This window comes from Variovorax sp. Soil_C_19 (genome assembly GCF_057657255.1).
On sequence record NZ_JBDGIV010000009.1, the window covers coordinates 1 to 24,710 of the forward strand.

A 24,710-nucleotide genomic window follows, 5' to 3' on the forward strand; every position below is an offset into this window, starting at 1 on the left:
AAACAGCCGGTAAACATCCCCACGAACCACGTCGCCAGTACCAGCATCGGCGTCCAAGGCCGAAATTCAACAGCCTGTTAGGCCATCGGCGCAGCGCCCGCTTCAACGCTGCAGGATCTTCGACAGGAACTGCTGCGCCCGGTCCGACCGCGCCGCCGGGTTGCCGAAGAACTCCTCCTTCGGGCAGTCCTCCACGATGTGGCCCTGGTCCATGAAGATCACGCGGTGCGCGACCTTGCGCGCGAAGCCCATCTCGTGGGTGACGCACATCATCGTCATGCCCTCGCGCGCGAGCTCGACCATGACGTCGAGCACCTCGTTGACCATTTCCGGGTCGAGCGCCGAGGTGGGCTCGTCGAACAGCATCGCGACCGGGTTCATCGCAAGCGCGCGCGCAATGGCCACGCGCTGCTGCTGGCCGCCGGAGAGCTGGCCGGGGTATTTGTGCGCATGGGCGCGCATGCCGACGCGCTCGAGCAGCGCCATGGTGGCGGTGCGCGCCTCGCCGGCCGAGCGCTTCAGCACCTTCTGCTGCGCGATCGAGAGGTTCTCCTCGATCGACAGGTGCGGAAAGAGCTCGAAGTGCTGGAACACCATGCCCACGCGCGCGCGCAGCTTGTTGAGGTCGGTCTTGGGGTGGCCCACCGAGACGCCGTCGACGGTGATGCTGCCGCTCTGGAACGGCTCCAGCGCGTTGACGCATTTGATGAGCGTGGACTTGCCCGAGCCCGAAGGCCCGCAGACCACCACCACTTCGCCCTTGCGGACCTGGGTGGTGCAGTCGGTCAGCACCTGGAAGGCGCCGTAGTGCTTGTTGACGTGGCTGATGTCGATCATGGCGGGTTCCTGCGCAGTGCTTCAGCGCGCGAGCAGTTGATGGAGAACGTTGGCGACCACGCAGGTGGCGCGGCGCAGGTCGTCGAGCGGCACGCGCTCGTCGGCACGGTGGCCGTTGGCCTCGAGCAGCGACTCGGGGCCGGCGCCGTACATCACGGTCGGGATGCCGGCCTCGCTGTAGAGGCGCGCGTCGGTGTAGAGCGGCACGCCGATCGGCGTGACCGGCTTGCCCATCACCTCGCTGGCCTCGCGGCACACCAACGCGGCAAAAGCGTCGGCGCCAGGCGCGGGCGCGAACGGCCGCGCCAGCAGGATCTGGCGGATCTCCACCGAGATGCCGGGCAGGCCGCGGCAGGCGACCTCGATCACCTCACGCAGCGCGGCCTCGACGGCCTCGGGCGATTCCTCCGGAACGATGCGGCGGTCGATGCGCAGGCTCAGCTTGTCGGCCACCACGTTGGTGTTGATGCCGCCCTCGATCAGGCCGACCACCATCGTGGGATGGCCGATGCCGGGCGTGCGCGAGGGGTGTGCGGCGAGGCCGTCGCGGTAGCGGTAGAGCGCGGGCAGCAGCGTGGCCGCGGCTTCGATCGCGTCATGGCCGGTGTCGGGCCGCGCGGCATGCGCCGAGGTGCCGCGCAGCGTCACCTCGAGGTGCAGGCAGCCGTTGTGCGCCACCACCACGTGGTGCGAGAAGGCGGCCGACAGCACGTAGTCGGGCCGGCTCAGGCCTTTCGACAGGATCCAGCCGGGGCCGGTCATGCCGCCGGTTTCCTCGTCGTAGGTCAGGTGCAACTCGACCGCGCCGGCCAGCGCGGTGCCCGAGACGGCCAGAGGTGCGCTCCGCCAGCCTCGCGGAGCAGGCCTACGAACGGCTGCGCATGCTGATCCTCGACCGCCAGATCTCTCCGGGCAGCCCACTGCAGGAGGCCAGGCTGGCCGAAGACCTGCGCATTTCGCGCACGCCCATGCGCGAGGCGCTGGTGCGGCTCGCGGGCGAAGGCCTGCTGGTGCGGCGCGATGCGCGCTCGTATGCGGTGCGGGCGCTCGGCACCAAGGAGTACTTCGACTGCATGCGCGCACGCGAGGTGATCGATGCGAGGCCATCGCGCTTGCAGTCGGCAAGATCACCGACGCCGAGATCGAAACGCTCGAAGCCGAGATCCACGCACTGGGCGAGGGCGAGCACAGCGAGACGGAGCACTGGCATTTCGACGACCGCTTCCACCTGCTGATCGCCAACGCCAGCGGCAACGTGGTGTTTCCGCGGCTGGTGGAAGAGCTGCGGGTCAACGCGCGCCTGTTCCGGCTTCACAGCCCGCTGCACCGCCACAGCGAAAACCACGACGAGCACCGCGAGATCGTGGGCGCGCTGCGCACCCGCAACGCTGAAAGTGCCCGCACGGCCATGCGCGAGCACCTGCGCAGCCTCCAGGAAGACGTCCGGCGCGCGCTGATCGACTGAGCGGCGCCCAAGCGCCTACTTGCGCTTGAGCATCTGCGTCACTTCGTCGACGTTGGCCTGGATGCGCTGGCGCACAACCTCGAACGCGTCGGCCTGCGACTTGGCGGCGAGGCCGGCGAGTTCCTGGATGTCGTCCACCGCGCGCTGAAACGACTGCCGACCGAGCTCGTCGAGCTTGGCGAGATTCTCCTTCGCATCCTTGCCGGGCATGCCCTTGGCCGCGGTCTGCCATTCGCCGATGGCCTGCTTGATCATCTCGGTCTGCCGCTGCACCACCGTCTGCAGGCCCTGGAACGACTTCTCGTTGGCCTGCATCAGCGCCTGCAGGTCCTTGCGGCTGCTTTCCAGCACCTTGCCGGCACCGCCCGTGAGGTCGAGGTCCTGCAGGCGGTCGGCCATGGCCTTGAGGGGGTTGAACATCTCCGCGGCGCCGGGGGGCGTCTTCTTCGTGTCGGTGGCGCTTGCGTTGCTGCTCGCGGTGGTCTTGCGGGGGGCGGCTTTCCTGGCAGTGGCCATGGTGACATCTCCTGTTGCGTCGTGTGAGGAAGAGAGAGAAAGGCTTGGCCGCCCGGGCGGCGAAGTGCCGCCGCCACGATACGCCGGCTGCCCGTTTTTCTCAATGTGGGAAGTCCCGCCGATTGGCCCCGGAAGGCCTCACGCTTACAATCCCCGATTCCGAGGAGCGTTGCAGCGCCATCAGGCGTGAGGCTCGGACCACATCGCAACCACGCTCATCCGCTGTTCTCGCGGTGAGTCTTTTTTCCCCGAACGCAGTGGCATCTTTCAAACCAGCTTTGTTGGAGTTCTCATGAGCGCTGTTCTCAAGCCCACCCCCGTCTCCTCCGCCGACCAGGCAATCGCCGACCTCTCGCTCGCTGCCTGGGGCCGCAAGGAAATCAGGATCGCCGAAACCGAAATGCCCGGCCTGATGGCCATCCGCGAGGAGTTCTCGAAGGCGCAGCCGCTCAAGGGTGCGCGCATCACGGGCTCGCTGCACATGACGATCCAGACCGCGGTGCTGATCGAGACGCTGCAGGCGCTCGGTGCCGAGGTGCGCTGGGCCTCGTGCAACATCTTCTCGACGCAGGACCATGCCGCCGCCGCGATCGCCGCCGCAGGCACGCCGGTGTTCGCGATCAAGGGCGAGTCGCTGAAGGACTACTGGGACTACACCCACGCGATCTTCGACTTCGGTCCCAAGGGCTCGAAGGGCGAAGGCCCGAACATGATCCTCGACGACGGCGGCGACGCCACGCTGCTGATGCACCTGGGCCAGCGCGCCGAGAAGGATCTCGGCGTGCTCGCCAACCCGGGCAGCGAGGAAGAGCGCATCCTCTACGCGGCCATCAAGGCCAAGCTCGCGGTCGATGCGACCTGGTACACGCGCAAGTCGGCAGAGATCATCGGCGTGACCGAGGAAACCACCACCGGCGTGCACCGCCTCAACGAGATGAGCGCCAAGGGCACGCTGCTGTTCCGCGCCATCAACGTGAACGACTCGGTCACCAAGAGCAAGTTCGACAACCTGTACGGCTGCCGCGAGTCGCTGGTCGACGGCATCAAGCGCGCGACCGACGTGATGATCGCCGGCAAGGTCGCCTGCGTGGCCGGCTACGGCGACGTGGGCAAGGGCTCGGCCCAGGCACTGCGCGCGCTGAGCGCCCAGGTGTGGGTGACCGAGATCGACCCGATCAACGCCCTGCAAGCCGCGATGGAAGGCTACAAGGTCGTCACCATGGAATATGCCGCCGACAAGGCCGACATATTCGTGACGACCACGGGCAACAAGGACGTCATCACGCACGACACGATGGTGAAGATGAAGGACCAGGCCATCGTCTGCAACATCGGCCACTTCGACAACGAAATCGATGTCGCGTCGATCGAGAAGTACGAGTGGGAAGAGATCAAGCCGCAGGTCGACCACATCACCTTCCCCGACGGCAAGAAGATCATCCTCTTGGCCAAGGGCCGGCTCGTGAACCTGGGCTGCGGCACGGGCCACCCGAGCTTCGTGATGTCGTCGTCGTTCGCCAACCAGACCATCGCGCAGATCGAGCTCTTCACCAAGCCCGACGCCTACCAGGCCGGCAAGGTCTACGTGCTGCCCAAGCACCTCGACGAGAAGGTCGCGCGCCTGCACCTGAAGAAGGTCGGCGCCATGCTCACCGAGCTGACCGACGCGCAGGCCGCCTACATCGGCGTGGACAAGAACGGCCCCTACAAGCCGGACACGTACCGCTACTGATGCGCGCCGACCAGCTGCTGGTGGAACGCGGCCTTGCCGCCTCGCGCTCGCAGGCCGTGCGGCTCATTGCCGGCGGCATGCGCTGGCGCGATGCGGGCACGGCCGACGCATGGCGCACCGTCGTGAAGAACCGCGACGAGGTGCCGGAGTCCGCCGAGCTCGCGCTCGACGATGCGGCCGAGGCGCGCTACGTCTCGCGCGGCGGGCTCAAGCTCGAAGGCGCACTGGCCGTGAGCGGGGTGGACCCGGCCGGCCTGCTGTGCCTCGACGTCGGCCAGTCGACCGGCGGTTTTACCGACTGCCTGCTGCAGCGCGGCGCGGCCCGGGTGGTGGGCGTCGATGTCGGCCACGGGCAGCTGCATGCGAAGCTGCGCGAGGACGAGCGCGTGCTCGCCATCGAGGGTGTCAATGCGCGTGCGCTGTCGGCGGAGGACCTGCAGGACGAGGGCGAGGATGAGGAAGAGGGCGCCGCAGAGACCGACGCGCCAGCCGAACCGCGCTTCGACCTGATCGTCGGCGACCTGTCCTTCATCTCGCTCACGCTGGTGCTGCCGGCCGTGGTGCAGTTCCTGGCCGCAGACGGCCGCCTGCTGATGCTCGTCAAGCCGCAGTTCGAGCTGCAGCCCGGGCAGGTCGGCAAGGGCGGTATCGTGCGCGATCCGGCGATGTACGAGATCGTCGAGAAGCGCCTGCGCGACGCCTGCGAGGCGCTCGGCCTGCGCGTGGTGCAGTGGTTCGAGAGCCCGATCGCCGGTGGCGACGGCAACCGCGAGTTTTTCATCCATGCCGTCCCTGCGGACGGCGCCTGAGGGGACGCCTGTGCGCCTTCCGCTGAGTTTCGAATTCTTTCCGACCAAGACGCCCGAGGGCGCGGTCAAGCTGCGCGCGGTGCGCCAGCAGCTCTATGCGCGCAAGCCCGAGTTCTGCTCGGTGACCTACGGCGCCGGCGGCTCCACGCACCAGGGCACCTTCGGTGCGGTGCAGGAGATCCTGTCCGAAGGCGTCGACGCCGCCAGCCATTTCTCGTGCATCGGCGCCACGCGCGCCACCGTGCGCGAGCAGCTGGCCGAGCTCAAGGCCATGGGCGTCAAGCGCCTCGTGGCGCTGCGCGGCGACCTGCCGAGCGGCTACGGCGTCGGCGGCGAGTTCATGTACGCGAGCGACCTCGTGGCCTTCATCCGCGAGGAGACCGACCGCGACTTCCACATCGAGGTGGCCTGCTACCCCGAAGTGCATCCGCAGGCGCGCTCGCCCGAAGCCGACCTTCAAGCCTTCGCCGCCAAGGTGAAGGCCGGCGCCGATTCGGCGATCACGCAGTACTTCTTCAGCCCCGAGGCGTACTTCCGCTTCGTCGACGACGTGCGCAAGTTCGGTCTCGATACGCCGATCGTGCCCGGCATCATGCCGATCACCAGCTCGACGCAGCTCATGCGTTTTTCCGATGCCTGCGGCGCCGAGATCCCGCGCTGGATCCGCTTGCGGCTGCAAGGCTTCGGCGACGACACCGCATCGATCAAGGCCTTCGGCCTCGATGTGGTGACCGAACTCTGCGCGCGCCTGCGCGATGCCGGCGCGCCGGCGCTGCACTTCTACACGATGAACCAGTCGGCGGCGACGCTGGCCGTGCTGGAGCGCCTCGACTGATGGCGTGGGGCGTGCGATCGGGAAACCCGTTGCGCGTCGCGCTCGTCGCCGTGACCTGCGCGCTGGCCGGCTGCGCCATGCCGCCTGCGACAGAAGGCGCGGCAACGACGGGCGAAAAGAGTGAAAGCGAAGTCCGCCTGCTGCCGCTCCAGCGCAAGCTGTCGGTCCCGGCGGGCGCCGCGCCGCGCTCGAACGTGCCGTCGGTTCGGTACGACCTGGCGGTGTCCGAGATGGACGGGCCCGAGGACGACGGCGTGCCGGGCGACAGCGCGCCGCGCAAGATCTTCGAGCGCGGCGGAGCCTCGTGGTACGGCATTCAGTTCCATCGGCGCAAGACGGCCAGCGGCGAACTCTTCGACATGGGCGCCATGACGGCGGCGCACAAGACGCTGCCGTTCAACACCCGCGTCTGCGTGCGCAGCCTCGTCAATGGCAGCGAGGTGCTGGTGCGCATCACCGACCGCGGGCCCTTCACCCAGGGACGCATCATCGACCTGAGCCGCGCGGCCGCCGAGCGCATCGACCTGATCAGCCTCGGCATCAAGCAGGTGGCGCTGACCATCATCGACCAGGACGGCATGCGCTGCGGCGGCGAGTCGGTGGAGCCGGGGGAGACCACGATGGCGCAGGCGCCAGGAACCGATGCTGAAGCGCCGGCCAAGCCGGCGCGCCGCAAGGTGAGCGCGCAGAAACGCCGCCGCCCGTAAGGGGCTGCGAGCGGTGCCTCAGCCGCCCGCGTCGAGCGAGAACCCCGCGTTTCGGTCCTGCGCGAGCCGTTCCGCGAGCTGCGGCAGGGCAGCGGCCAGCTGCGGTTTCAGCGTGTACGGCGGGTTGATCAGGAACATGCCGCTGGCAGGCAGCCCAGGGCGTTGGGTCTCGCCCGTGGGCGTGACGCTCAGCTTGCTCGACTTGACCGTGAGCGTGGCGTGCAGCCACGGCTTGCCGGCCTTGGTTGCCAGGGTCTTGAGCCGGCGCGGCAGATCGTGCGCCTCGGGGCGCGGAATGATCGGATACCAGATCGCGTAAGTTCCCGTCGCGAAGCGCTTGAGCGCCTCGGCCGTGAAGTCGAGCACGCGACCGTAGTCGGTCTTCATCTCGTAGCTCGGGTCCATCAGCACCAGCGCGCGGCGCGACGGCGGCGGCAGGAACTTGGTGGCGCTGCCGAAGCCGTCTTCGGGCAGCACCGCGATCTGCCGGCCCGCCTCGAGCTGCGCGATGTTGGCGTCGAGCGTGCGGGCATCGGTCGGATGCAGTTCGAACAGCTTGAGCCGGTCGTGGTCGCGCAGCAGGTGCTGCACGATGAACGGCGAGCCGGGGTAGACGCGCGCGCCGCCCTTGGGGTTGAAGTCGTGGATCACGCCGAGGTAGCGCGCGATCGCATCGGCGAGCGGGGCTTCGGCCGCGGCGGCCGGCTTCTTTTTGGCCTCCGCCGCAGGCGCGGCCGCCGGCTTGTCGTTCGGCACCAGCCGCAGGATGCCTTCGGCCGCCTCGCCGCTGGTGCCGGCGTAGTCGCCGTCGAGCCGGTACAGGCCGGCGCCGGCATGGGTGTCGACCACGGTGAGCGCGGTCTCTTTCTCGAGCAGGTGCTCGAGCGTGGCAATCAGCACCGTGTGCTTGAGCACGTCGGCGTGGTTGCCGGCATGGAAGGCGTGGCGGTAACTGAACATGGGTCGATGGTAACGGCAAGGCGGTCGCAGGGCAGGTATTTGCCCGCATTGGCCGGTTCTTCGTATAATGGCAGGCTTCGCAGCGTTTCAGCAGTCCCGCGGCGAAGACGCATTCTCCGCTCTGCGGGCATTGTGCAACCCACCTAAGAGATTCCCATCAGAGGAACGCCGACCGTGGAAAAGGGCTCGCCAAACCCTCTTTTCAAGAGAAAACTCATGACCAAAACGTTCAGCGCCAAGCCCGCTGACGTGACGCACGAGTGGTTTGTGATTGACGCGACCGACAAGGTCCTCGGACGAGTAGCCAGCGAAGTTGCTCTCCGTTTGCGCGGCAAACACAAGGCCATTTACACGCCTCACGTCGATACCGGTGACTTCATCGTCATCATCAACGCCGCGCAACTGCGCGTCACCGGCGCCAAGTCCATCGACAAGGTGTACTACCGTCACTCGGGCTACCCGGGCGGCATCAGTGCCACCAACTTCCGCGACATGCAATCCAAATTCCCGGGCCGCGCCCTGGAAAAGGCCGTCAAGGGCATGCTGCCCAAGGGTCCGCTTGGCTACGCGATGATCAAGAAACTCAAGGTGTACGGTGGTGCAGAGCACCCGCATACCGCCCAACAGCCCAAAGTGCTGGAACTGTAAGGAGCCTTGAGAATGATTGGTGAATGGAACAATGGCACCGGCCGTCGCAAATCGAGCGTCGCCCGTGTGTTTCTGAAGAAGGGCACCGGCAAGATCACGGTCAACGGCAAGGACATCCAAGAGTTCTTCGGCCGCGAAACCTCGATCATGATTGCCAAGCAGCCCCTGGTGCTGACCAACAACACCGAAGCGTTCGACGTCATGGTCAACGTGGCGGGCGGCGGCGAATCGGGCCAGGCCGGCGCCACGCGCCACGGCATCACCCGTGCGCTGATCGACTACGACGCAAGCCTCAAGCCGGTGCTGAGCCAGGCCGGCTACGTCACGCGCGATGCACGTGAAGTCGAGCGTAAGAAGGTCGGCCTGCACTCTGCACGCCGCCGCAAGCAGTTCAGCAAGCGCTGATTCTGTTCGCTGCGAACAAGAACGAGCCGCCTCCGGGCGGCTTTTCTTTTTCTACCGCGCCTTGGTCCGGCGGCGTTCGACCCCACTTCCAATGGGTGCTCGGTGCCGCCGTCCACCCAGGAATGCGGCATTGCAGTAGCATTGGTTCATTGGCCGCATGTACGGCCCCCAAGGAGTTACCCCCATGAGCGCTGTTGCCGAAAACATCCAGACCCAAATGCCCGAGCCGATCGTCTTCACCGACAGCGCGGCCGCCAAGGTGGCCGACCTGATCGCCGAAGAGGGCAATCCCGAGCTCAAGCTGCGCGTGTTCGTGCAGGGTGGAGGCTGCTCGGGCTTCCAGTACGGTTTCACCTTCGATGAAATCACCAACGAAGACGACACGACCATGACCAAGAACGGCGTGTCGCTGTTGATCGACGCCATGAGCTACCAGTACCTGCTCGGCGCCGAGATCGACTACAAGGAAGACCTGCAGGGCGCCCAGTTCGTGATCAAGAATCCGAACGCCACCAGCACCTGCGGCTGCGGCTCGAGTTTCTCGGCCTGATCGGCCTTCCGCCGCCTTTCGAAGCCGCCTTCGGGCGGCTTTTTGCTGCGCGGCCTGTGTCAGGCCGGGGCTGAGTGCCCGCGCGGCTCAGGCCGCCGGATAGACCGCGCCGAGCACGCGCGGGCCGCGCGCGCCGGTCACGCTCGCCAGGTTGCCGGGCTCCCGCCGCAGCGTGCAGCGCGCGAGCCAGGCGAAAGCCGCGGCTTCGACCTGCAGCGGCGGCAGGCCGTGCGCGGCGGAGGTGTCGATCGTCACCGCCGGCAGCAGGCCGCGCAGCCGTGCCAGCAGATGATCGTTCAACGCGCCGCCGCCGCAGACGATCAGCAATCTGGTGCCACTGGCGTGGCGAAGCAGGTCGGCGGCGCAGGCGCTCGCGGTGAACGCCGCGAGCGTGGCCTGCACGTCGGCCGGGGCAGCGTCCGCGGCGGCATCGCCGAGGGCCGCGGCGAGCCAGGTGGGGTTGAACAGGTCGCGACCGGTGCTCTTGGGCGGCGGCTTGGCGAAATAAGGGTCCGTTTGCAGGCGTGCGAGCAAGTCCGGCAGCAGCCGTCCGCTCGCCGCCCAGTGGCCGGCGCGATCGAAAGCCTCGCCTGTATGGCGCTGGCACCAGTGGTCCATCAGGGCATTGCCGGGGCCGCAATCGAAGCCGAGCACCGCAGGGCCGGCCGCTGCCGCACGGCTCGCCGGCAGCAGGCTCAGGTTCGAGATGCCGCCGATGTTGAGCACCGCGACCGCTTCGTCGGCGCGACCGAACAGCGCGCGGTGGAACGCCGGCACAAGGGGCGCGCCTTGCCCGCCGGCCGCGAGGTCGCGGCTGCGAAAGTCCGCGACCACGTCGATGCCGGTCAGCTCGGCCAGAAGCGAGGGGTTGTTGATCTGCAGCGTGTAGCCTACGCCGTCGAACTCGGTCGGCCGGTGACGCACGGTCTGTCCGTGGGCACCGACAGCAACGACGGCGCTGGCGGGCGTTGCGCTGTCCGCGAGCAGCCGGTCGACGACTTCGGCGTAAATGCGCGCCAGGCCGCTGCCGGCGAGCGCGGCGCGATGGAGTTCGTTGTCACCGGGGGTGTTGAGCGCCATCAGTTCGGCGCGCAGGTCGGCAGGAAAAGAAGCCGTGGCGTAGGCCTGCACGGCCATGCCTGCGTTCGAGAAGTCCGCCAGGACGCCGTCGACCCCGTCGAGCGACGTGCCCGACATCAGGCCGATGAACAGTTCGGCGGGCATGTCTCGCGGTGAGGCTTCGGCAGTGCGAGGCGCCGCAGCCTTGGCGCCGGCGTTCAGTCGGCGCTGGCCTGGACGACCGAGAACGCGGCGGCCAGTTCGGTGCGGGCACCGACGGCCACGCGCTCGAATGCCGGACGCATGGCGGCGGTGATCGGCGCGCCGCCTTCCTGGGCGATCGACGCGGGGTTCTGGTATTCGCCGTTCACGCGGAACTCGAAATGCAGATGGGGGCCCGTCGCCCAGCCGGTGGAGCCCACGGCGCCGATCTTCTGGCCCTGGCTGATGCTCTCGCCGGTCTTGACCTCGATCCGGCTCAGGTGGGCGTAGGCCGTCTGCTGGTTGTTGCGGTGCTTGATGATGACGATGTTGCCGTAGCCGCTCTGCGTGCCCGCGAAATCGACCGTGCCGTCGCCGACGCTGCGCACCGCGGTGCCGGTCGGGGCGGCGTAGTCGACGCCGTTGTGCTGGCGCCAGCTGTTCAGGATCGGATGCATGCGCATCGCAAAGCCGCTCGACACCCGCGTGAACTCGACCGGCGAGCTCAGGTAGGCCTTGCGCAGGCTGTCGCCGTTCGGGCGGTAGTAGCTGCCCTTCTGACCCGGGGGCTGGAACCAGACGGCCTGGTGGACCTTGCCGTTGTTCTCGAACTCGGCCGAGAGCACGCGGCCGCTGCGCAGCGCCTGACCGTCGGCTTCGAAGGTCTCGTAGACCACGGCAAAGCGGTCGCCCTTGCGCAGCGCGCGCACGTCGACGTCGCCCGCGAAGATGTCGGCCAGCTGGCTTGCCACGTTATCGGGAATGCGCGCATCGTCGGTGGCCGCGAACAGCGAGGTGCGGATCGTGCCGCTCGCGAGGCGCGAGCCCGGGGTCAGCTCGTCGTTTTCGGTGAGCGCGACGAAGCCGGAGGGCGTGCGCTCGATGACGAAGCGCTTGAAGCTGCCGTCACCATCGGGAATCCAGCGCGCGCTGAGCTTCTGGAGCTGGTTTTCCTGCGTGGCCTCGGCCGTGACGGTGCGTCCGGCGCGGGCGAAGAGGGCCTTGCGCGCATCGCCGCTGCTGCGAACGAACGCGGCGGCGGCCGGGTCGGAAATGCCCAGCCGCTTCAGCAGCGCCTCGGCCGTGTCGCTCGAGCGTGTGACGTCGGTGCGAAACAGCGTGAAGCTGAAGCTCTCGAGCGACTCGCTCTGTTCCGCGAAGGACAGGGGCGAGACCGCCTCGAGCACTTGCTGCACGGGAAGGTCGGATGCGTCGGGGCCGAGGGAGGCCACCGCCAGGGTTCCGGCGCTCAGCAAAGCCGCCGCAATGGCCGCGGTGATCTGCTTGGGGTAGGTCCGGAACGTATAGGCCACGCGAGAAGCCAGGAGCTCCTCGGCGGCAAGAATGCCTTTGATCAAACTGTGAATTCCAGCTCAGGTTCTGCAAATCCGTGCTGCAGAAGCCCAGGGCGGACAGGGCGGCAGGACGGTGCGGAAAGCAGCGCCGCTTAGAATTCGGCGCTTGTAAGTCGGGCTGAGTATAGCTTCGGCGGCCAGAAAACCAGCGAAAAAAGCCTATGAAAGCCGAATCTGTTACATCCGCCGACCTCTCTGATGGTGTAAGACGAGCGCTCGAAATCTCCCTCCGGGGCGCTGACGAGTTGTTGCCGCAAGACGAGTGGGTGCGCAAGCTGCAGCGCTCGGAGGCCACGGGGACCCCGCTGCGCATCAAGCTGGGCATGGACCCGACCGCGCCGGACATCCACGTCGGCCACACGGTGGTGCTCAACAAGATGCGCCAGCTCCAGGACCTGGGCCATCGGGTGATCTTCCTGATCGGGGATTTCACGACCACCATCGGTGACCCGTCCGGCCGCAACAGCACGCGGCCCCCGCTGACCCGAGAGCAGATCGAGGCCAACGCCCAGACCTACTACAAGCAGGCCAGCCTGGTCCTGGACCCCGAGAAGACCGAGATCCGCTACAACTCCGAATGGAGCGACCCGCTCGGCGCCCGCGGCATGATCCAGCTCGCGGCCAAGTACACCGTGGCGCGCATGATGGAGCGCGACGACTTCAACAAGCGCTTCAAGGCTGGCCAGTCGATCTCGGTGCACGAGTTCCTCTACCCGCTGATGCAGGGCTACGACTCGGTGGCGCTGAAGAGCGACCTCGAGCTCGGTGGCACCGACCAGAAATTCAACCTGCTGGTCGGCAGGCATCTCCAGCAGGAATACGGCCAGGAGCCGCAGTGCATACTTACTATGCCGCTGCTGGAGGGGCTCGATGGCGTCGAGAAGATGTCCAAGAGCAAGAACAACTACATCGGTATCAGCGAAGACGCCAACACCATGTTCGCCAAGGTGCTGTCGATCTCCGACGACTTGATGTGGCGTTGGTACCTGCTGCTGAGCTTCCAGTCGCTTGCGCAGATCGAGGCGCTCAAGGCCGAGGTCGCGGCCGGGCGCAATCCCAAGGACGCCAAGGTGGCGCTGGCCAAGGAAATCACCACGCGCTTCCACAGCGCGGCGGCAGCCGACGCGGCGGAACAGGATTTCATCAACCGCAGCAAGGGCGGTGTGCCCGACGACATTCCCGAGGTGGCCCTTTCGGGCGCGCCGCTCGGCATTGCGCAACTGCTCAAGCAGGCGGGGCTCGCGCCTTCGACCTCTGAAGGCAACCGGCTGGTCGACGGGGGCGGCGTGCGGGTCGATTCGGTGGTGGTCAGCGACAAGGCGCTGAAGCTGCCCGCAGGCAGCTACGTCGTGCAGGTCGGCAAGCGCAAGTTCGCGCGGGTGACCCTCTCCTAACGAACCTCGATCGTCACGCGCCGGTTGCGTAGTTCGTGCGTCTCGTCGGGCGTGGGAACGGCGAGCTGCCGTTCACCGCGGCCCACGGCCTCGATGCGCGCGGGCGGAAACTGCCTTTCGATGAAGAGCTGCGCCACTTCCTGGGCACGGCGCCGGGAGAGCAGGTCGTTCTGTTCGAGCGGCCCGGTGGTGTCGGTGTGCCCGGTCACCACGATATCGCTTCCGCTGCGGGTCTGGGCCGCGATCAGCGCTTGGTTGATGACGTGCTGCGAGTCGGCCGTGAGCGTGGTGCCCCCGAGCTCGAAGTACACCGTGTAGTGCTGCGCCGGGGGTGGCCGCATCTCGAAGAGCGGCTTGTACTGGGCCTGCACCTTGGCGGGGTCGGCCTGATCGACAGCCACGGCGCCCGAGGCGCCGCCCGAAGCGGTTGCGCGCTGGTAGGGCTCGGAAAGAACCTGCTCTGCGTCCTTCATGCGCACCACGACGGCCGAAGGCTGGCCGTTCGCCTGGGGCAGCAGCAGCACCCGGGTCTGCGGCGTCGAACACCCCACGATCAGCACGGTGGCCGTCAGCAGGAAAGAAAGGACGACGTTGCGCGCGCCGAACCGCATCATTGCTGGGCGTCGGTCTGCACGATGAAGTCGGTCCCGCGAATCCCGATGGTCGCGGTCTGCGTCTCGACCCGGACCGCTTCGGGGTTCCGCTTGCCGATCAGGCCGGTGATCATTCGCATGGAGCCGCGCAGCAGCGAGACGAGCATGCCGCCTTCGTGCGTGGTGGCGTTGAAATGGAACTCCTTCAGGTCGAGCCGGGACGAGGGGCCGACCACCAGCGTCGTGTCGTCACGCAGCACGACCGAAGCAGAAGAAGCGGGTCCGGTCACGATCCGGTCCACCGGCGCGAGCGCATCGCCTGCGCTGGCCGCACGGGTTGCGCCACCGGGGCCGAGCAACTGAACGTCGCCGCGCACCGATTTCACGAAGCCTGCCTGCACCTCCGGGCGGGGGACGGCCGCAGGTGACGGGGCCTGCGCTTGCGACACTGCGGCGATTCCCCACATGGCCAGGGCCCCCAGGGCGTTCACGATTTTGTTCATATCCGCTTCCTGTCGTCGGTTGTTCTTTTGATTTCAGAATGTTAAGCGCATCCACCCCAGGGCGCGGTGCCATCCATCCATAATCCGACGCCGGCTGGCGATCTTTTCCCGCATTTCGTTGATCTTTGTGGCTTCGCTCACTCCCGCCTCCGCATGAACCTCGCCCCGACGACCCTGCTGCGTGTTTCCATCGCCGTGGCGCTGGCCACGATCCTGCTGAAGGGGATGGCGGGGTACCTGACGAACTCGATGGGCCTGATCTCGGACGCCATGGAGTCGTTCGTCAATCTCGCCAGCGCGATGTTCGCCCTGGCGATGGTGACGGTCGCCGCTCGGCCGGCCGATGAAGACCATCCCTACGGGCACCACAAGGCCGAGTACTTCTCGTCGGGATTCGAGGGCATCCTGATCGTCGGCGCGGCGGCCGCGATCCTCTGGGTCTCGGTGGAGCGGCTGCTTTCACCGCAGCCGCTCGAGCAATTGGGATGGGGCCTGGCGCTGTCGGTGCTCAGCTCGTTCTTCAACGCGGCGCTGGCGTTTGCACTGTTCCGCGCGGCGCGCACCCCCCGGTCGATTGCGCTCGAAGCCGATGCGCGGCACCTGATGACCGACGTGTGGACCTCCGCCGCGGTGCTGATCGGCCTCGTCGCGGTGCATTTCAGCGGCTGGCTCTGGCTCGATCCGCTGTTGGCGATCGGCGTGGCGCTCAACATCGTGCGCGAAGGCGTCAAGCTGGTGTGGCGATCGTCGCAGGGGCTGATGGACGAGGCGCTGGACGCCGACACCATCGCCACGCTGCAGGCCACGCTCGGCGGGTTCGCCGCACGCCAGCCCGAAGGCGCACGCATGCGCTTCGACGACATGGTGACGCGCCAGGCAGGTCAGCGCCGCTTTGCCGACCTGCACATGCATGTGCCCGGCGAGTGGACGCTGCAGCATGCCGCGGCCATGCGCGACCAGCTCGAGCAGGCGCTGATGGATGCCGTGCCGGGCCTGCGCGTGACCATCCAGCTGCTGCCGCTCGGCATGGAGGCGCGCGCCAACCGACTCGAGGAGAAGAACGCATGAAGGTTGTGGTCCAGCGCGTGGCGCGCGCACGCGTGGAAGTCGGCGGCGAGGTCGTGGGTGCAATCGATGCCGGCCTGCTCGTGCTGCTGTGTGCCGAGCGCGGCGACGGCGAGGCGCAGGCCGACCGGCTGCTTGCCAAGCTGCTGAAACTGCGCATCTTCTCCGACGAGGCCGGCAAGATGAACCGCAGCGTCCAGGACATCGGCGGCGGCCTGCTCGTGGTGAGCCAGTTCACGCTGGCGGCCGACGTGAGCGGCGGCAACCGCCCCAGCTTCACCCAGGCGGCGGCGCCCGACGAGGGCCGGCGGCTCTATGCGTACTTCGTGGCCCAGGCCCGCGCGGCGCATCCGGTGGTGGCCACGGGCGAATTCGGCGCCGACATGCAGGTGCACCTGGTCAACGACGGACCGGTGACGATCCCGATCCAGATGAACTGAGGCGCCGGCCGGGCCGGTGTCAGGCGGGTTCCGGTGCGCGCCGCAGCGCCGCTTCCCAGAGCACCTTGGGGAATTCGTAGCGCATGACGGTGCGCTCCTCGAGCCCAATCCATTCCCATCCCGAGGCGAACATCCGTTCCACGGCGTCGCGATCGAAGAAGCGCTTGTCCCAGCCGTCGACGCGCAGGAAATGCGGGTCTTGCGGGTCGATGCGTGGATGGTCGCCGCCGGCGCCATGGTGCACGTCCTGCACCGAATTCAGGCGACACAGCAGCAGCCCGCCCGGCCTGAGTACCTGGCGGATGCGCGCGGCGAGCGCGAGCGTCTCGGGCCAGCTGAAATAGTGCAGCGACAGGCTTGCGAGCACGGCACCGACCTCGCCCGGGGCGCGTTCGCCTACGGGGAAGGGCGCGCGCAGGTCCTGCAGATGGAAAGCCGCGCCGGCCGGCACGCGTTCGCGCGCCTGGTCGATCTGCGTGGGCAGCAGTTCGATCGCCACCACGGGCAGTCCGGCCGCCGCCAGCACCTCGGTGTCGCGCCCGGTGCCGCAGCCGAGTTCGAGCACGGGCGCGCCGCCCGCGGCCTGCACGCTCGTCTGCAGCAGCGGCAGCCAGCGCGGCAGCCAGTCGTCGGGCGTGCCCTGCAGCATGCTCAGCGCCCGCCGCGGTAGGGATTGCGGATGCCCAGCCCCGCGAGGATCTCGATCTCGCGTGCTTCCATGGCCTCGGCATCGGCCTCGCCGGTCTCGTGGTCCCAGCCTTGCGCATGCAGCGTGCCGTGCACGAGCAGGTGCGCATAGTGCGCGGCGAGCGTCTTGCGTTCGGCCTTCGCCTCGGCGGCGACCACCGGCGCGCACAGCACCAGATCGGCCATCACCAGGGGGCGCTGGGTGTAGTCGAAGGTCAGCACGTTGGTGGCGTAGTCCTTGCCGCGAAACTCGCGGTTCAGGCGCTGGCCCTCGTCGGCATCGACGACGCGGACCGTGATCTCGCCGTCGGTCTCGAGCGCGTGTCGGATCCAGCGTGTCACCGCATGGCGCGGCAATGCGGCGCGGTGCCGTTCGACACCCTGGAAGCGGCCGAACTGCAGTGACAGCGACAGTGCGGGAAGCGCCATGTCAGCCGCCCGCGCGCTTGCGCTGGCCGTCGTAGGCGTCGACGATCTTGGCCACCAGCGGATGCCGTACCACGTCGACGCTCGTGAAATGCGTGATCGCGATGCCGTTGACGCGCTTGAGCACGCGCTCGGCGTCGATCAGGCCGCTCAGCTGTTGCTTGGGCAGGTCGATCTGGCTCACGTCGCCCGTGACCACGGCCTTGGCGCCGAAGCCGATGCGGGTCAGGAACATCTTCATCTGCTCGGGCGTGGTGTTCTGCGCCTCGTCGAGGATCACGAAGGCGTTGTTGAGCGTGCGCCCGCGCATGAAGGCCAGCGGCGCGATCTCGAGCGCGTTGCGCTCGAAGGCCTTCTGCACCTTCTCGAAGCCCATCAGGTCGTAGAGCGCGTCGTACAGCGGGCGCAGGTAGGGATCGACCTTCTGCGTCAGGTCGCCGGGCAGGAAGCCGAGCCGCTCGCCGGCCTCCACCGCCGGGCGCGTGAGCACGATGCGCTGTACCGCGGCGCGCTCCAGCGCATCGACTGCGCAGGCCACCGCGAGGTAGGTCTTGCCGGTGCCGGCCGGACCGATGCCGAAGGTGATGTCGTGCTTGGCGATGTTGTCGAGGTACAGCGCCTGCGTGGGCGTGCGTGCGCGCAGGTCGGTACGCCGGGTCACGAGCATCGCCGCGTCTTCGTTGCCACCCGTCATCGAGCCGTCGCCGGCCAGCGTGAGCTGCACCACGGCGGGGTCGATCGGGCGCTGGGCGATCTCGTAGAGCGCCTGCAGCACGTCCATCGCACGCTGCGCGGCCGCCTTGGGGCCGTCGATCTTGAACTGCTCGTGGCGGTGCGCGATCTTCACGCCCAAGGCTTCCTCGATGCGGCGCAGGTGCGCGTCGAGCGGGCCGCAGAGGTGGCCGAGGCGCGTGTTGTTGGGCGGGGAGAAGGTGTGTCGCAGAATCACGCCGGACATTTCAAGGAAAAAGGGCTCCCATGATAGGCAAACTCACCGGCATCCTGGCGGAGCGTAATCCGCCCCAGGTGGTCGTGGACTGCAACGGCGTCGGCTACGAGGTCGACGTGCCGATGAGCACGTTCTACAACCTGCCGAACGTCGGCACGAAGGTGTCGCTGCTCACGCATTTCGTGGTGCGCGAGGACGCGCAGATTCTCTACGGTTTCGGCAGCGCCGAGGAGCGTGCGGCGTTTCGGCAACTCATCAAGATCACGGGCGTGGGCCCGCGCACCGCGCTCGGCGTGCTCTCCGGCATGAGCGTGGGCGAGCTGTCGCAGGCCATCACCACGCAGGAGCTCGGCCGGCTCGTGAAGATCCCGGGCATCGGCAAGAAGACCGCCGAGCGGCTGCTGCTCGAGCTCAAGGGCAAGCTCGGCGCCGACATCGGCCTGCCGGCCCACGCGGCGAGCGATGCGCAGGCCGACATCCTGCAGGCGCTGATCGCGCTCGGCTACAGCGACAAGGAGGCGGCGCTGGCGCTCAAGGCGCTGCCCAAGGACGCGAGCGTGAGCGAAGGCATCAAGCTCGCGCTGAAGGCGCTTGCCAAATAGGCTTTGAAGCCTTCAAGGCACCCACCAGTAGCGCAGCGCATGAAAGTACACCGGCGCCGCGAAGATCACCGAATCGAGCCGGTCGAGCATGCCGCCATGGCCCTCGATCATCGATCCCCAGTCCTTCACGCCGCGGTCGCGCTTGATGGCCGACATGACCAGGCCGCCGAAGAAGCCCATGAGGCAGACGATCAGCGCCATCAGCGCCGCCTGCCAGGGATTGAACGGCGTGGCCCACGAGAGCGCGGCGCCGAGCGCGGTGGCGCTCGCGACGCCGCCGACCAGGCCCTCCCAGGTCTTGGACGGCGACAACTCGGGCGCGACCTTGCGCTTGCCGAAGAGCTTGCCCCACACGTACTGCAGCACGTCGCTGCCCTGCACCACGATCACGAGGAAGGCGATCAAGAGCAGGTTGCGGCCCTCGAAGCCCGGAATCTGCAACGTGAGCAGCGCGGGCACGTGGCTGATGCAGAACACGCACACCATCAGGCCCCACTGGATCTTCGAGGTGCGTTCGAGAAAGCGCTGCGTGTCGCCGCCCACCGCAGCGAGGATCGGCAGCACCAGGAAGGCATACACCGGAATGAAGATCGAATAGAGGCCGTACCACTCGATCCACACCAGGAAATACTGCACCGGCAGGCCGATGTAGAACGCCGCCGCGATCGCATGGTGGTCGCCGCGGCGCGTGTAGGCCAGGCTGATGAACTCGCGCAGCGCATAGAACGAGATCAGGTAGAACAACACGATCACGCCGCCCTTGCCGAAGGCGAACGCCAGCCCGATCGCCGCGACCATCACCCACCAGGCGTTGACGCGCGCATTGAGGTTGTCGATCACCGAATGGGGCTGGCCGTGCGCCACGCGCCATTTCAGCGCGGCGCCGATGGCCGAGGCAAGCAGCAGCACGCCGAGCACGCCGCCGAAGAGTTGCATCGTGGTCTGCGCGAAGGGCGGGAGGTCGATCATGCGGCGCTCCCGGTGGCGTTTTCCGTGGTGCTGCTGTCGGTCCGGTCGTATTCGGGCTGCAGGTCGAGCATCGCGGCGCGGGCGCGCGTGAGAAAGCTCGCCTTGTCCTCGTCCTCGCCCAGCACGAGGGGTGCACCGTAGCGCACGGTGCAGGCCAGCGGGATCGGCACCAGCGTGCCCTTGGGCAACACGCGCTTCAGGTTCTCGATCCAGACCGGCACGAGCCGCACATCGGGGCAGGCGCGCGCCAGGTGGTAGAGGCCGCTCTTGAGCGGCAGCAGGATCTCGTCGCCGGTGTTGCGCGTGCCCTCGGGAAACATGATGAGCGAATCGCCGGCATCGAGCGCGGCCTTCATCTGCTCGACCGGGTTCTCGCCCTGGCCCGTGCCGTCGCGCCGGATCATCAGCGCGTTGAACACGTCGCGGCCGATGAACTGCCGCAGCTTCGAGGCCATCCAGTAGTCGAGGCCCGCCACCGGCCGCGTGAGCGCGCGCAGGTCCGGCGGCAGCGTTGCCCACAGCAGCACGAAGTCGCCGTGGCTCGTGTGGTTGGCGAAGTAGAGCGTCTGCTCGGCCCTGGGGCTCGTGCCCGACCAGATCGCGCGCACGCCGGTCAAGAGGCCCGCCGCGCCGATGATCAGCTTGCCGGCCACCAGCGCGAGCGCGCGGCGCACGATGCCGCCCGCGGAGGAAGAAGGGGAGGGGATTGCGTCGTCGTTCAAGTGAAGTCCTGTGTCAGGAGGGCGAGCAGGAACAGCGCGCTCTGGCAGGCCACCACGATGGCGTGGCGCTGCAGCAGCTGGCGGGTGCCCAGCACGCGGTCGCCCAGCGGCCGCGCGGTGGTGGTAGCGCTGGCGGTGCGCAGGCCAAGCCGGTCGAGGGCCTGGTCGAGCGCGTCGAGCGATGCGATGGCGCCGCGCGCGAGGTCGTCGAACAGCGCACGGTCGAGCCGCAGCCGGAACGCGAAATAACGCTCGAGCGCGCCGAGGATCGCCACGGCCCCGAAGGCCAAGCCCGGCGTGGCAGGCAGCGAGCGCAGCGTGAGCGCGAGCACCAGGGCCGAGATCGCGGTCAGTGCAAAACCCCATGCCGCGAGCACGCCGCCCGCGCGCAGCAGGCCCGCGAGCGCGCTGCAGGTGGCGCGGTCGGCGTCATTCATGGGGCGGTGCGCCCGGGGCGGTGAGGGTGACGGGCGCCGCGTCGAGCGGCGCGAGCGCCACGAACCAGGCCGGCCGCAGCACGATCTGCGGCCGCGCGCGGCGCACCGCGGCCTCGGCCTGCGCCATGCCGCCCGCGTCGCCATGGCCGCCGAGCCAGGCGATCACCGCGGCCGCGCTGCGCGAAAAGCCGAGGGCGCAGCAGACCCACACCGGTGCGCCCGGCTCCGCACGCCGCTGCCCCTCGATGACGGCCGCCGCACGCCGCAGCCGCGCCGTGGGCGGCGCGACGAGGTCGAGCATCGGCACGCAGCGCGCATGCGGCAGCGCCGGTGGCAGTTGCAGCTCGGCGCACAGGCTCACGAGCCGCGGGCGGCCGGCGGCTTCCCATTCGTCCGGCGATGGCACGCGGCCCAGCCAGAGTCCCGGCACCACCTCCGCCGCGGCGGGCAGCCTGCGCGTCCAGAGCCAGGCGTTGACGGCCGCGCCGAGCCGGTAGGGCGCGAACAGCCAGCGTGCGGCCCAGCCCATGCGCCCACGGCCGTCGATCTGGAACCCGCGCGCGCCGAACCCGGCGTAGTTGAGCGCCACCAGCGCGAGCGAAGCAGCCGGCCACGCCAGCCACAGCCCGAAGCCGCCGAGCCACAGTGCCAGCACCAGGCACGCCAGTGCGCCCGCGGCATAGAAGCCCGCGAGCTTCCAGCGCTGCGGATCGCGTGCGAGGCGCCAGGCGCGCGGCATCGACACCGTGCGCGAAAGCGGCCACAGCCAGATGCAGAACAGGCCGAGCAGCGCGCCCGTCGGAATGTCGATGAAGTGGTGCTGCCAGGTGGTCAGCACCGAGGCACAGATCGCGAAGGCCCAAAGATGCAGCACCCACCGCGCCCACGTCGCGCGCACGAACTGGCGGTACCAGTCCCAGAGGATCACCGCCAGCGCAATGTGCAGCGACGGCGCCTGGTTGTAGGGCTGGTCGAAGCCGCGCAGCGCCTCGAACAGGAAGGCCGGTGCGCCCGCTACCGCGGGCTGCCCGAAGCTGAAGTGCAGCGGCCAGAGCACGAAGCAGCTGCAGGCCACGAGCGTGGCCGTGAGGAGCCGGGCGCCATGGCGGTCGAGCGTGTGGCGGTCGCGCGCGAGAAACAGCGAGAGCGCGTAGAAGACGTTGATGGTCCAGTACGGAAAGATCGTCCAGGGCCAGAACGGCACCTGCCGCTCCCAGTCGAAGACCACCGACGGCACCTGGGCGCGCGTGGTGGCCCACCAGTTCGCAAGGCCGTAGGTCAGGTAGAACAGCGGCCCCAGCACCGCAAGCCATGCGGCGGCCCGCTTCCACGGTCTTGCGGCGAACCAGGCGCGCATGGCGGGTTCAGTGGCCGGTGCGCACCGCGAGCGAGACGGTGAAGATGCCCCACTCGTCCACGCGCTGGTCGATCTTGCGGAAGCCCGCTTCTTCTACCAGCTGGTCCATCTCGGCCTGCGTGCGGCGGCGCATTACCCAGGCCTCGCCCTGGCGATGGCTCGTGAGCGCGCGCGCGATCATCTCGAGCTGCGGATGCCAGGGTTGTCCGGTGTAGACGAGGTAGCCGCCGTCTTCCACCGCATCGCCCACGCCCGCGAGCGAGCGCTGCACCATCTCGTTGTCGGGAAAGAGCTCGTACAGGCCCGACACCACCGCCAGCGTCGGCCGCGGCACCACGCTCGCGAGGCTCAGGCGGTCGAAGGCGTCGGCCTGCACGAACTGCGCAACGTCCTCCAGCCCCTTCTCGGCGATCAGCGCGCGGCCGTCGCGTACGTTGATTTCGCTGTAGTCGCGCAGCAGGACCGACGCGGCCTTGATCGGGCTCGCCACCACCGCGTCGAGCACGTAGCGGCCGTGGCCCGCGGCGATGTCCATCAGGCGCACCTCGCGGTGCATCTCGGCCAGCCGCTCCATCGCGATGCGCAGCAGCTCCTCGACGTGGACCTTACGCTGGCGGATGCCGCGCCAGCCGATGGCGTCGAGGTAGTTGCGGTCGATCGTGCGGCCCAGCGCGCCCTTGCCGCGCGCCTGGTTGCGGTAGACGTAGTCGAGCGTGCTGCCCGAGTCGAAGCCGGTGTCGTGGCCGAGCCGCACGCCATCGGACACCTTGCCGCCAAAGCGCAGTCCCGCGCGCGTGAGCGACCAGTACAGCCCGCGCGGCGAGAGCGGCGGCAGCGGCTCGGCGAGCGCGCGCGACTCGTCGGCGGTCGGGCCGGCGAGGTGCGCGGCGCGCAGGTCGACCGGCGCCGGCGCCTCGTCGAACAGCTGCAGCACGAACGCGCGGATCGCCTGCACCGCCGGCGCGCGGTCGCGCTCGCCGAGCGTGTCGTGAAAGAAGCCCGGCAGTTCCAGCTTGCTCTTGACCGCGCTGCCCAGCCGCTCGAAGAAGCGGTGCTGCGGTTGGTGGTGCACCACCCAGTCGGCGCCCGAGATCAGCAGCTGCACCGGCTGCGTGATCGCCTGCGCGTCGGCCACCACGCGATCGGCCGCCTCGTACAGCCCGAGCAGGATGTTGACCGCGATGGGCCTGGAGATGAGCGGATCGTTCTCGTAGCTCGCGATGCGCTCCGGGTCGTGCGTGAGGAACTTCGCCTTCACGTAGCTGTTGACGAAGAACAGCCCGCGCAGCTTGTGCATCAGCGCCAGCCCGGGCCGCGCGAACGGCACGTAGAGCTTGACCTTGAAGGCCGGCGAGGCCAGCGTGAGCCCGCGCACCCTGGGCGCGTAGTCGTGGGCCCAGGTGGCGACGAGCACCGCGCCCACGCTCTGCGCCACCACATGGATGTCGGCCTCGGCCACGCCGTGCGACCGTCCGATGTGCTGGACGAAGGTCTGCACGTCGCGCACCGAGGTGGCGAAGCTCGGGCTGTAGCCGCGCTGGCCGGGCGAGCGGCCGTGGCCGCGCGCGTCCCAGGCGAAGAAGTCGAAGTCGGGCAGGTCGAGCTCGTCGACCAGGTGCGCCATGCGCGCGCCGTGCTCGTGGCCGCGGTGGAACAGCACGATCGCGCCGCGCCGCGCACCGCCGCCCGTGGCGGGCCAGTGCCGGTAGAACAGCGTCTCGCCGTCGTGCGTGCGGAACTGGTGTTCGGCCAGCGGCCGGTGCGTCACGGCGAAAGGCGTCGTGTCGTGGAGGGGTTCGGTCATTGATTCCTTGTTGTTTGGGGGGACGGGGCCGTTTCGGCCTCGGCCAGGGCGCGCCGCACGCGGTTGGCCACGGTCCAGGCCACCAGCAGCGCCAGCACCGGCATGAGCCAGGCCGTCCAGCCCGGCAGCGGCCCGCCGAGAGCGACGTAGAGCCCGAGCGCGCCGAACACGAAGGCGCGGTCGCTCTTGCCGAGCGGGCCGTCGTAGCGGCGCGAGGCGCCCACGGTGGGCCCGAGCGCGCCGGCGAATTCGCTGAGCCCGGCCAGCACGATCACCGTGCCGACCCAGAATGGGCTGAACGGCGCCACCAGGGCGAACGGCAGGTACAGCGCGGCGTCGGAGACCACGTCGGTCAGTTCGTTGAGAAAGGCGCCGAGCCGGCTTTGCTGCCCGTGCTCGCGCGCCAGCATGCCGTCGACGGCGTTGAAGGCCATGCGCACGGCCATCCAGGCCGGAACGAGCGCGAAGGCGGCGAGCGAGGTCGCCGCGAAGAAAAGCCAGAGCCCGAGCACGACCGACACCGCGCATGCCGCAAGCGTGACCTGGTTGGCGGTCACGCCCAGCGCGTGCAGCCGTACCACCAGCGGCCGCAGCAGCGCCTGGAAGCGCGGCTTCAGTTCGTAGATCGACACGTGCAGGCTTCTCCTCGCTTGTGATGTGGCCGGAGCATTCTGCCAGTGTGG

General features: G+C 68.5%; 29 protein-coding genes, 1 pseudogene and 1 riboswitch. Of the genes and pseudogenes, 13 read left to right on the top strand and 17 right to left on the bottom strand.

The genetic code is table 11. From position 1 onward, the window contains the following. Positions 1–102: 102 nt before the first annotated feature. Entirely contained in the window at positions 103–837 is a 735-nt protein-coding gene (locus tag AC3A6R_RS17735; RefSeq protein ID WP_487865066.1) for an amino acid ABC transporter ATP-binding protein, read from the bottom strand. Between the two features lie 21 nt (positions 838–858). Next, positions 859–1,671: pseudogene (locus AC3A6R_RS17740) on the bottom strand (M20/M25/M40 family metallo-hydrolase); the annotation flags it as partial. A 2-nt stretch (positions 1,672–1,673) separates the two neighbouring features. Here AC3A6R_RS17740 and AC3A6R_RS17745 point away from each other — a divergent pair. Then, complete coding sequence (locus AC3A6R_RS17745; RefSeq protein WP_487862394.1) at positions 1,674–2,072, top strand: GntR family transcriptional regulator; 399 nt, start codon at positions 1,674–1,676, stop codon at positions 2,070–2,072. After that, positions 1,979–2,302 carry a FadR/GntR family transcriptional regulator gene (locus AC3A6R_RS17750; RefSeq protein WP_487862449.1) on the top strand — a complete coding sequence of 108 codons (324 nt, stop codon included), beginning with the start codon at positions 1,979–1,981 and terminating at the stop codon, positions 2,300–2,302. The genes AC3A6R_RS17745 and AC3A6R_RS17750 overlap by 94 nt, the downstream gene beginning before the upstream one ends. Positions 2,303–2,317: 15 nt before the next feature. Here the strand turns inward: AC3A6R_RS17750 and phaP are convergent, their stop codons facing one another. Then, positions 2,318–2,818 carry a TIGR01841 family phasin gene (gene phaP, locus AC3A6R_RS17755; protein ID WP_487862395.1) on the bottom strand — a complete coding sequence of 167 codons (501 nt, stop codon included), beginning with the start codon at positions 2,816–2,818 and terminating at the stop codon, positions 2,318–2,320. 155 nt (positions 2,819–2,973) lie between these two features. Next, positions 2,974–3,042: riboswitch (S-adenosyl-L-homocysteine riboswitch) on the top strand. A 68-nt stretch (positions 3,043–3,110) separates the two neighbouring features. Between phaP and ahcY the strand changes: the two genes are divergently transcribed. The 4 genes from ahcY to AC3A6R_RS17775 are packed head-to-tail and all read left to right on the top strand — an operon-like array spanning position 3,111 to position 6,901. Continuing rightward, complete coding sequence (gene ahcY / locus AC3A6R_RS17760; protein ID WP_487862396.1) at positions 3,111–4,550, top strand: adenosylhomocysteinase; 1,440 nt, start codon at positions 3,111–3,113, stop codon at positions 4,548–4,550. Further along, positions 4,550–5,359, top strand: coding sequence for a TlyA family RNA methyltransferase (locus AC3A6R_RS17765; RefSeq protein WP_487865067.1), 810 nt, complete (start codon positions 4,550–4,552; stop codon positions 5,357–5,359). Before ahcY ends, AC3A6R_RS17765 begins: the two co-directional genes overlap by 1 nt. A gap of 10 nt (positions 5,360–5,369) precedes the next feature. Continuing rightward, the gene (gene metF, locus AC3A6R_RS17770) at positions 5,370–6,194 is read left to right on the top strand and encodes a methylenetetrahydrofolate reductase [NAD(P)H] (RefSeq protein WP_487865068.1); all 825 of its coding nucleotides are present in this window, start codon (positions 5,370–5,372) and stop codon (positions 6,192–6,194) included. Between the two features lie 11 nt (positions 6,195–6,205). Beyond that, complete coding sequence (locus AC3A6R_RS17775; protein ID WP_487865069.1) at positions 6,206–6,901, top strand: septal ring lytic transglycosylase RlpA family protein; 696 nt, start codon at positions 6,206–6,208, stop codon at positions 6,899–6,901. A gap of 18 nt (positions 6,902–6,919) precedes the next feature. Here AC3A6R_RS17775 and AC3A6R_RS17780 read toward each other — a convergent pair whose 3' ends face one another. Next, entirely contained in the window at positions 6,920–7,861 is a 942-nt protein-coding gene (locus AC3A6R_RS17780; protein ID WP_487862400.1) for a 23S rRNA (adenine(2030)-N(6))-methyltransferase RlmJ, read from the bottom strand. Between the two features lie 216 nt (positions 7,862–8,077). Here AC3A6R_RS17780 and rplM point away from each other — a divergent pair, with 216 nt between their 5' ends. From rplM to erpA, 3 genes are all read left to right on the top strand, one after another. Then, complete coding sequence (gene rplM / locus AC3A6R_RS17785) at positions 8,078–8,509, top strand: 50S ribosomal protein L13 (protein ID WP_013543664.1); 432 nt, start codon at positions 8,078–8,080, stop codon at positions 8,507–8,509. A 12-nt stretch (positions 8,510–8,521) separates the two neighbouring features. Next, a complete protein-coding gene (gene rpsI / locus AC3A6R_RS17790; RefSeq protein WP_021012545.1) occupies positions 8,522–8,914 on the top strand; it encodes a 30S ribosomal protein S9 in 393 nt (130 codons plus the stop codon). 184 nt (positions 8,915–9,098) lie between these two features. Next, a complete protein-coding gene (gene erpA / locus AC3A6R_RS17795; RefSeq protein ID WP_487862401.1) occupies positions 9,099–9,464 on the top strand; it encodes an iron-sulfur cluster insertion protein ErpA in 366 nt (121 codons plus the stop codon). 87 nt (positions 9,465–9,551) lie between these two features. Here the strand turns inward: erpA and AC3A6R_RS17800 are convergent, their stop codons facing one another. Both AC3A6R_RS17800 and AC3A6R_RS17805 read right to left on the bottom strand, forming a co-directional pair. Further along, complete coding sequence (locus tag AC3A6R_RS17800) at positions 9,552–10,688, bottom strand: anhydro-N-acetylmuramic acid kinase (protein ID WP_487865070.1); 1,137 nt, start codon at positions 10,686–10,688, stop codon at positions 9,552–9,554. A gap of 53 nt (positions 10,689–10,741) precedes the next feature. Continuing rightward, entirely contained in the window at positions 10,742–12,082 is a 1,341-nt protein-coding gene (locus AC3A6R_RS17805) for a peptidoglycan DD-metalloendopeptidase family protein (RefSeq protein ID WP_487865071.1), read from the bottom strand. A 158-nt stretch (positions 12,083–12,240) separates the two neighbouring features. On the opposite strand from AC3A6R_RS17805, the gene tyrS reads away from it, so the two are divergent. Next, a complete protein-coding gene (gene tyrS, locus AC3A6R_RS17810) occupies positions 12,241–13,473 on the top strand; it encodes a tyrosine--tRNA ligase (RefSeq protein WP_487865072.1) in 1,233 nt (410 codons plus the stop codon). Here tyrS and AC3A6R_RS17815 read toward each other — a convergent pair. Both AC3A6R_RS17815 and AC3A6R_RS17820 read right to left on the bottom strand, forming a co-directional pair. Next, positions 13,470–14,087: an OmpA family protein gene (locus tag AC3A6R_RS17815; protein WP_487865073.1), complete on the bottom strand. Its 618-nt coding sequence runs from the start codon at positions 14,085–14,087 to the stop codon at positions 13,470–13,472. The genes tyrS and AC3A6R_RS17815 overlap by 4 nt on opposite strands. Further along, entirely contained in the window at positions 14,084–14,569 is a 486-nt protein-coding gene (locus AC3A6R_RS17820) for a FecR family protein (protein ID WP_487865074.1), read from the bottom strand. The genes AC3A6R_RS17815 and AC3A6R_RS17820 overlap by 4 nt, the downstream gene beginning before the upstream one ends. Positions 14,570–14,722: 153 nt before the next feature. Between AC3A6R_RS17820 and AC3A6R_RS17825 the strand changes: the two genes are divergently transcribed. After that, positions 14,723–15,637 carry a cation diffusion facilitator family transporter gene (locus AC3A6R_RS17825; protein WP_487865075.1) on the top strand — a complete coding sequence of 305 codons (915 nt, stop codon included), beginning with the start codon at positions 14,723–14,725 and terminating at the stop codon, positions 15,635–15,637. Beyond that, complete coding sequence (gene dtd, locus AC3A6R_RS17830; RefSeq protein WP_487865076.1) at positions 15,634–16,074, top strand: D-aminoacyl-tRNA deacylase; 441 nt, start codon at positions 15,634–15,636, stop codon at positions 16,072–16,074. The genes AC3A6R_RS17825 and dtd overlap by 4 nt, the downstream gene beginning before the upstream one ends. 19 nt (positions 16,075–16,093) lie before the next feature. On the opposite strand, the gene AC3A6R_RS17835 is transcribed toward dtd, so the two are convergent. The 3 genes from AC3A6R_RS17835 to AC3A6R_RS17845 are packed head-to-tail and all read right to left on the bottom strand — an operon-like array spanning position 16,094 to position 18,145. Then, on the bottom strand, positions 16,094–16,723 hold the full coding sequence (locus AC3A6R_RS17835; RefSeq protein WP_487865077.1) for a class I SAM-dependent methyltransferase: 630 nt from the start codon (positions 16,721–16,723) through the stop codon (positions 16,094–16,096). 2 nt (positions 16,724–16,725) lie between these two features. Beyond that, complete coding sequence (gene ybeY / locus AC3A6R_RS17840; RefSeq protein WP_487862410.1) at positions 16,726–17,190, bottom strand: rRNA maturation RNase YbeY; 465 nt, start codon at positions 17,188–17,190, stop codon at positions 16,726–16,728. Between the two features lies 1 nt (position 17,191). After that, positions 17,192–18,145 (bottom strand): PhoH family protein, encoded by a 954-nt coding sequence (locus AC3A6R_RS17845; protein ID WP_487865078.1) that lies wholly within the window; start codon positions 18,143–18,145, stop codon positions 17,192–17,194. Between the two features lie 20 nt (positions 18,146–18,165). Between AC3A6R_RS17845 and ruvA the strand changes: the two genes are divergently transcribed. After that, the gene (gene ruvA / locus AC3A6R_RS17850; protein WP_487862412.1) at positions 18,166–18,738 is read left to right on the top strand and encodes a Holliday junction branch migration protein RuvA; all 573 of its coding nucleotides are present in this window, start codon (positions 18,166–18,168) and stop codon (positions 18,736–18,738) included. A gap of 12 nt (positions 18,739–18,750) precedes the next feature. Here ruvA and AC3A6R_RS17855 read toward each other — a convergent pair whose 3' ends face one another. Genes AC3A6R_RS17855 through AC3A6R_RS17880 form a run of 6 tightly spaced genes read right to left on the bottom strand, consistent with a single transcriptional unit; the run spans position 18,751 to position 24,659 of the window. Then, the gene (locus AC3A6R_RS17855; protein ID WP_487865079.1) at positions 18,751–19,707 is read right to left on the bottom strand and encodes a phosphatidate cytidylyltransferase; all 957 of its coding nucleotides are present in this window, start codon (positions 19,705–19,707) and stop codon (positions 18,751–18,753) included. Further along, positions 19,704–20,429 carry a lysophospholipid acyltransferase family protein gene (locus AC3A6R_RS17860; protein WP_487865080.1) on the bottom strand — a complete coding sequence of 242 codons (726 nt, stop codon included), beginning with the start codon at positions 20,427–20,429 and terminating at the stop codon, positions 19,704–19,706. Before AC3A6R_RS17860 ends, AC3A6R_RS17855 begins: the two co-directional genes overlap by 4 nt. Beyond that, a complete protein-coding gene (locus tag AC3A6R_RS17865) occupies positions 20,426–20,866 on the bottom strand; it encodes a hypothetical protein (RefSeq protein ID WP_487865081.1) in 441 nt (146 codons plus the stop codon). The genes AC3A6R_RS17860 and AC3A6R_RS17865 overlap by 4 nt, the downstream gene beginning before the upstream one ends. Then, positions 20,859–22,223, bottom strand: a complete 1,365-nt coding sequence (locus tag AC3A6R_RS17870) for a phosphatase PAP2/dual specificity phosphatase family protein (RefSeq protein ID WP_487865082.1) — start codon at positions 22,221–22,223, stop codon at positions 20,859–20,861. Before AC3A6R_RS17870 ends, AC3A6R_RS17865 begins: the two co-directional genes overlap by 8 nt. Positions 22,224–22,230: 7 nt before the next feature. Continuing rightward, entirely contained in the window at positions 22,231–24,027 is a 1,797-nt protein-coding gene (locus AC3A6R_RS17875) for a bifunctional alpha/beta hydrolase/class I SAM-dependent methyltransferase (protein ID WP_487865083.1), read from the bottom strand. Beyond that, positions 24,024–24,659, bottom strand: coding sequence for a CDP-alcohol phosphatidyltransferase family protein (locus AC3A6R_RS17880; protein ID WP_487865084.1), 636 nt, complete (start codon positions 24,657–24,659; stop codon positions 24,024–24,026). The genes AC3A6R_RS17875 and AC3A6R_RS17880 overlap by 4 nt, the downstream gene beginning before the upstream one ends. Positions 24,660–24,710: the final 51 nt, after the last annotated feature.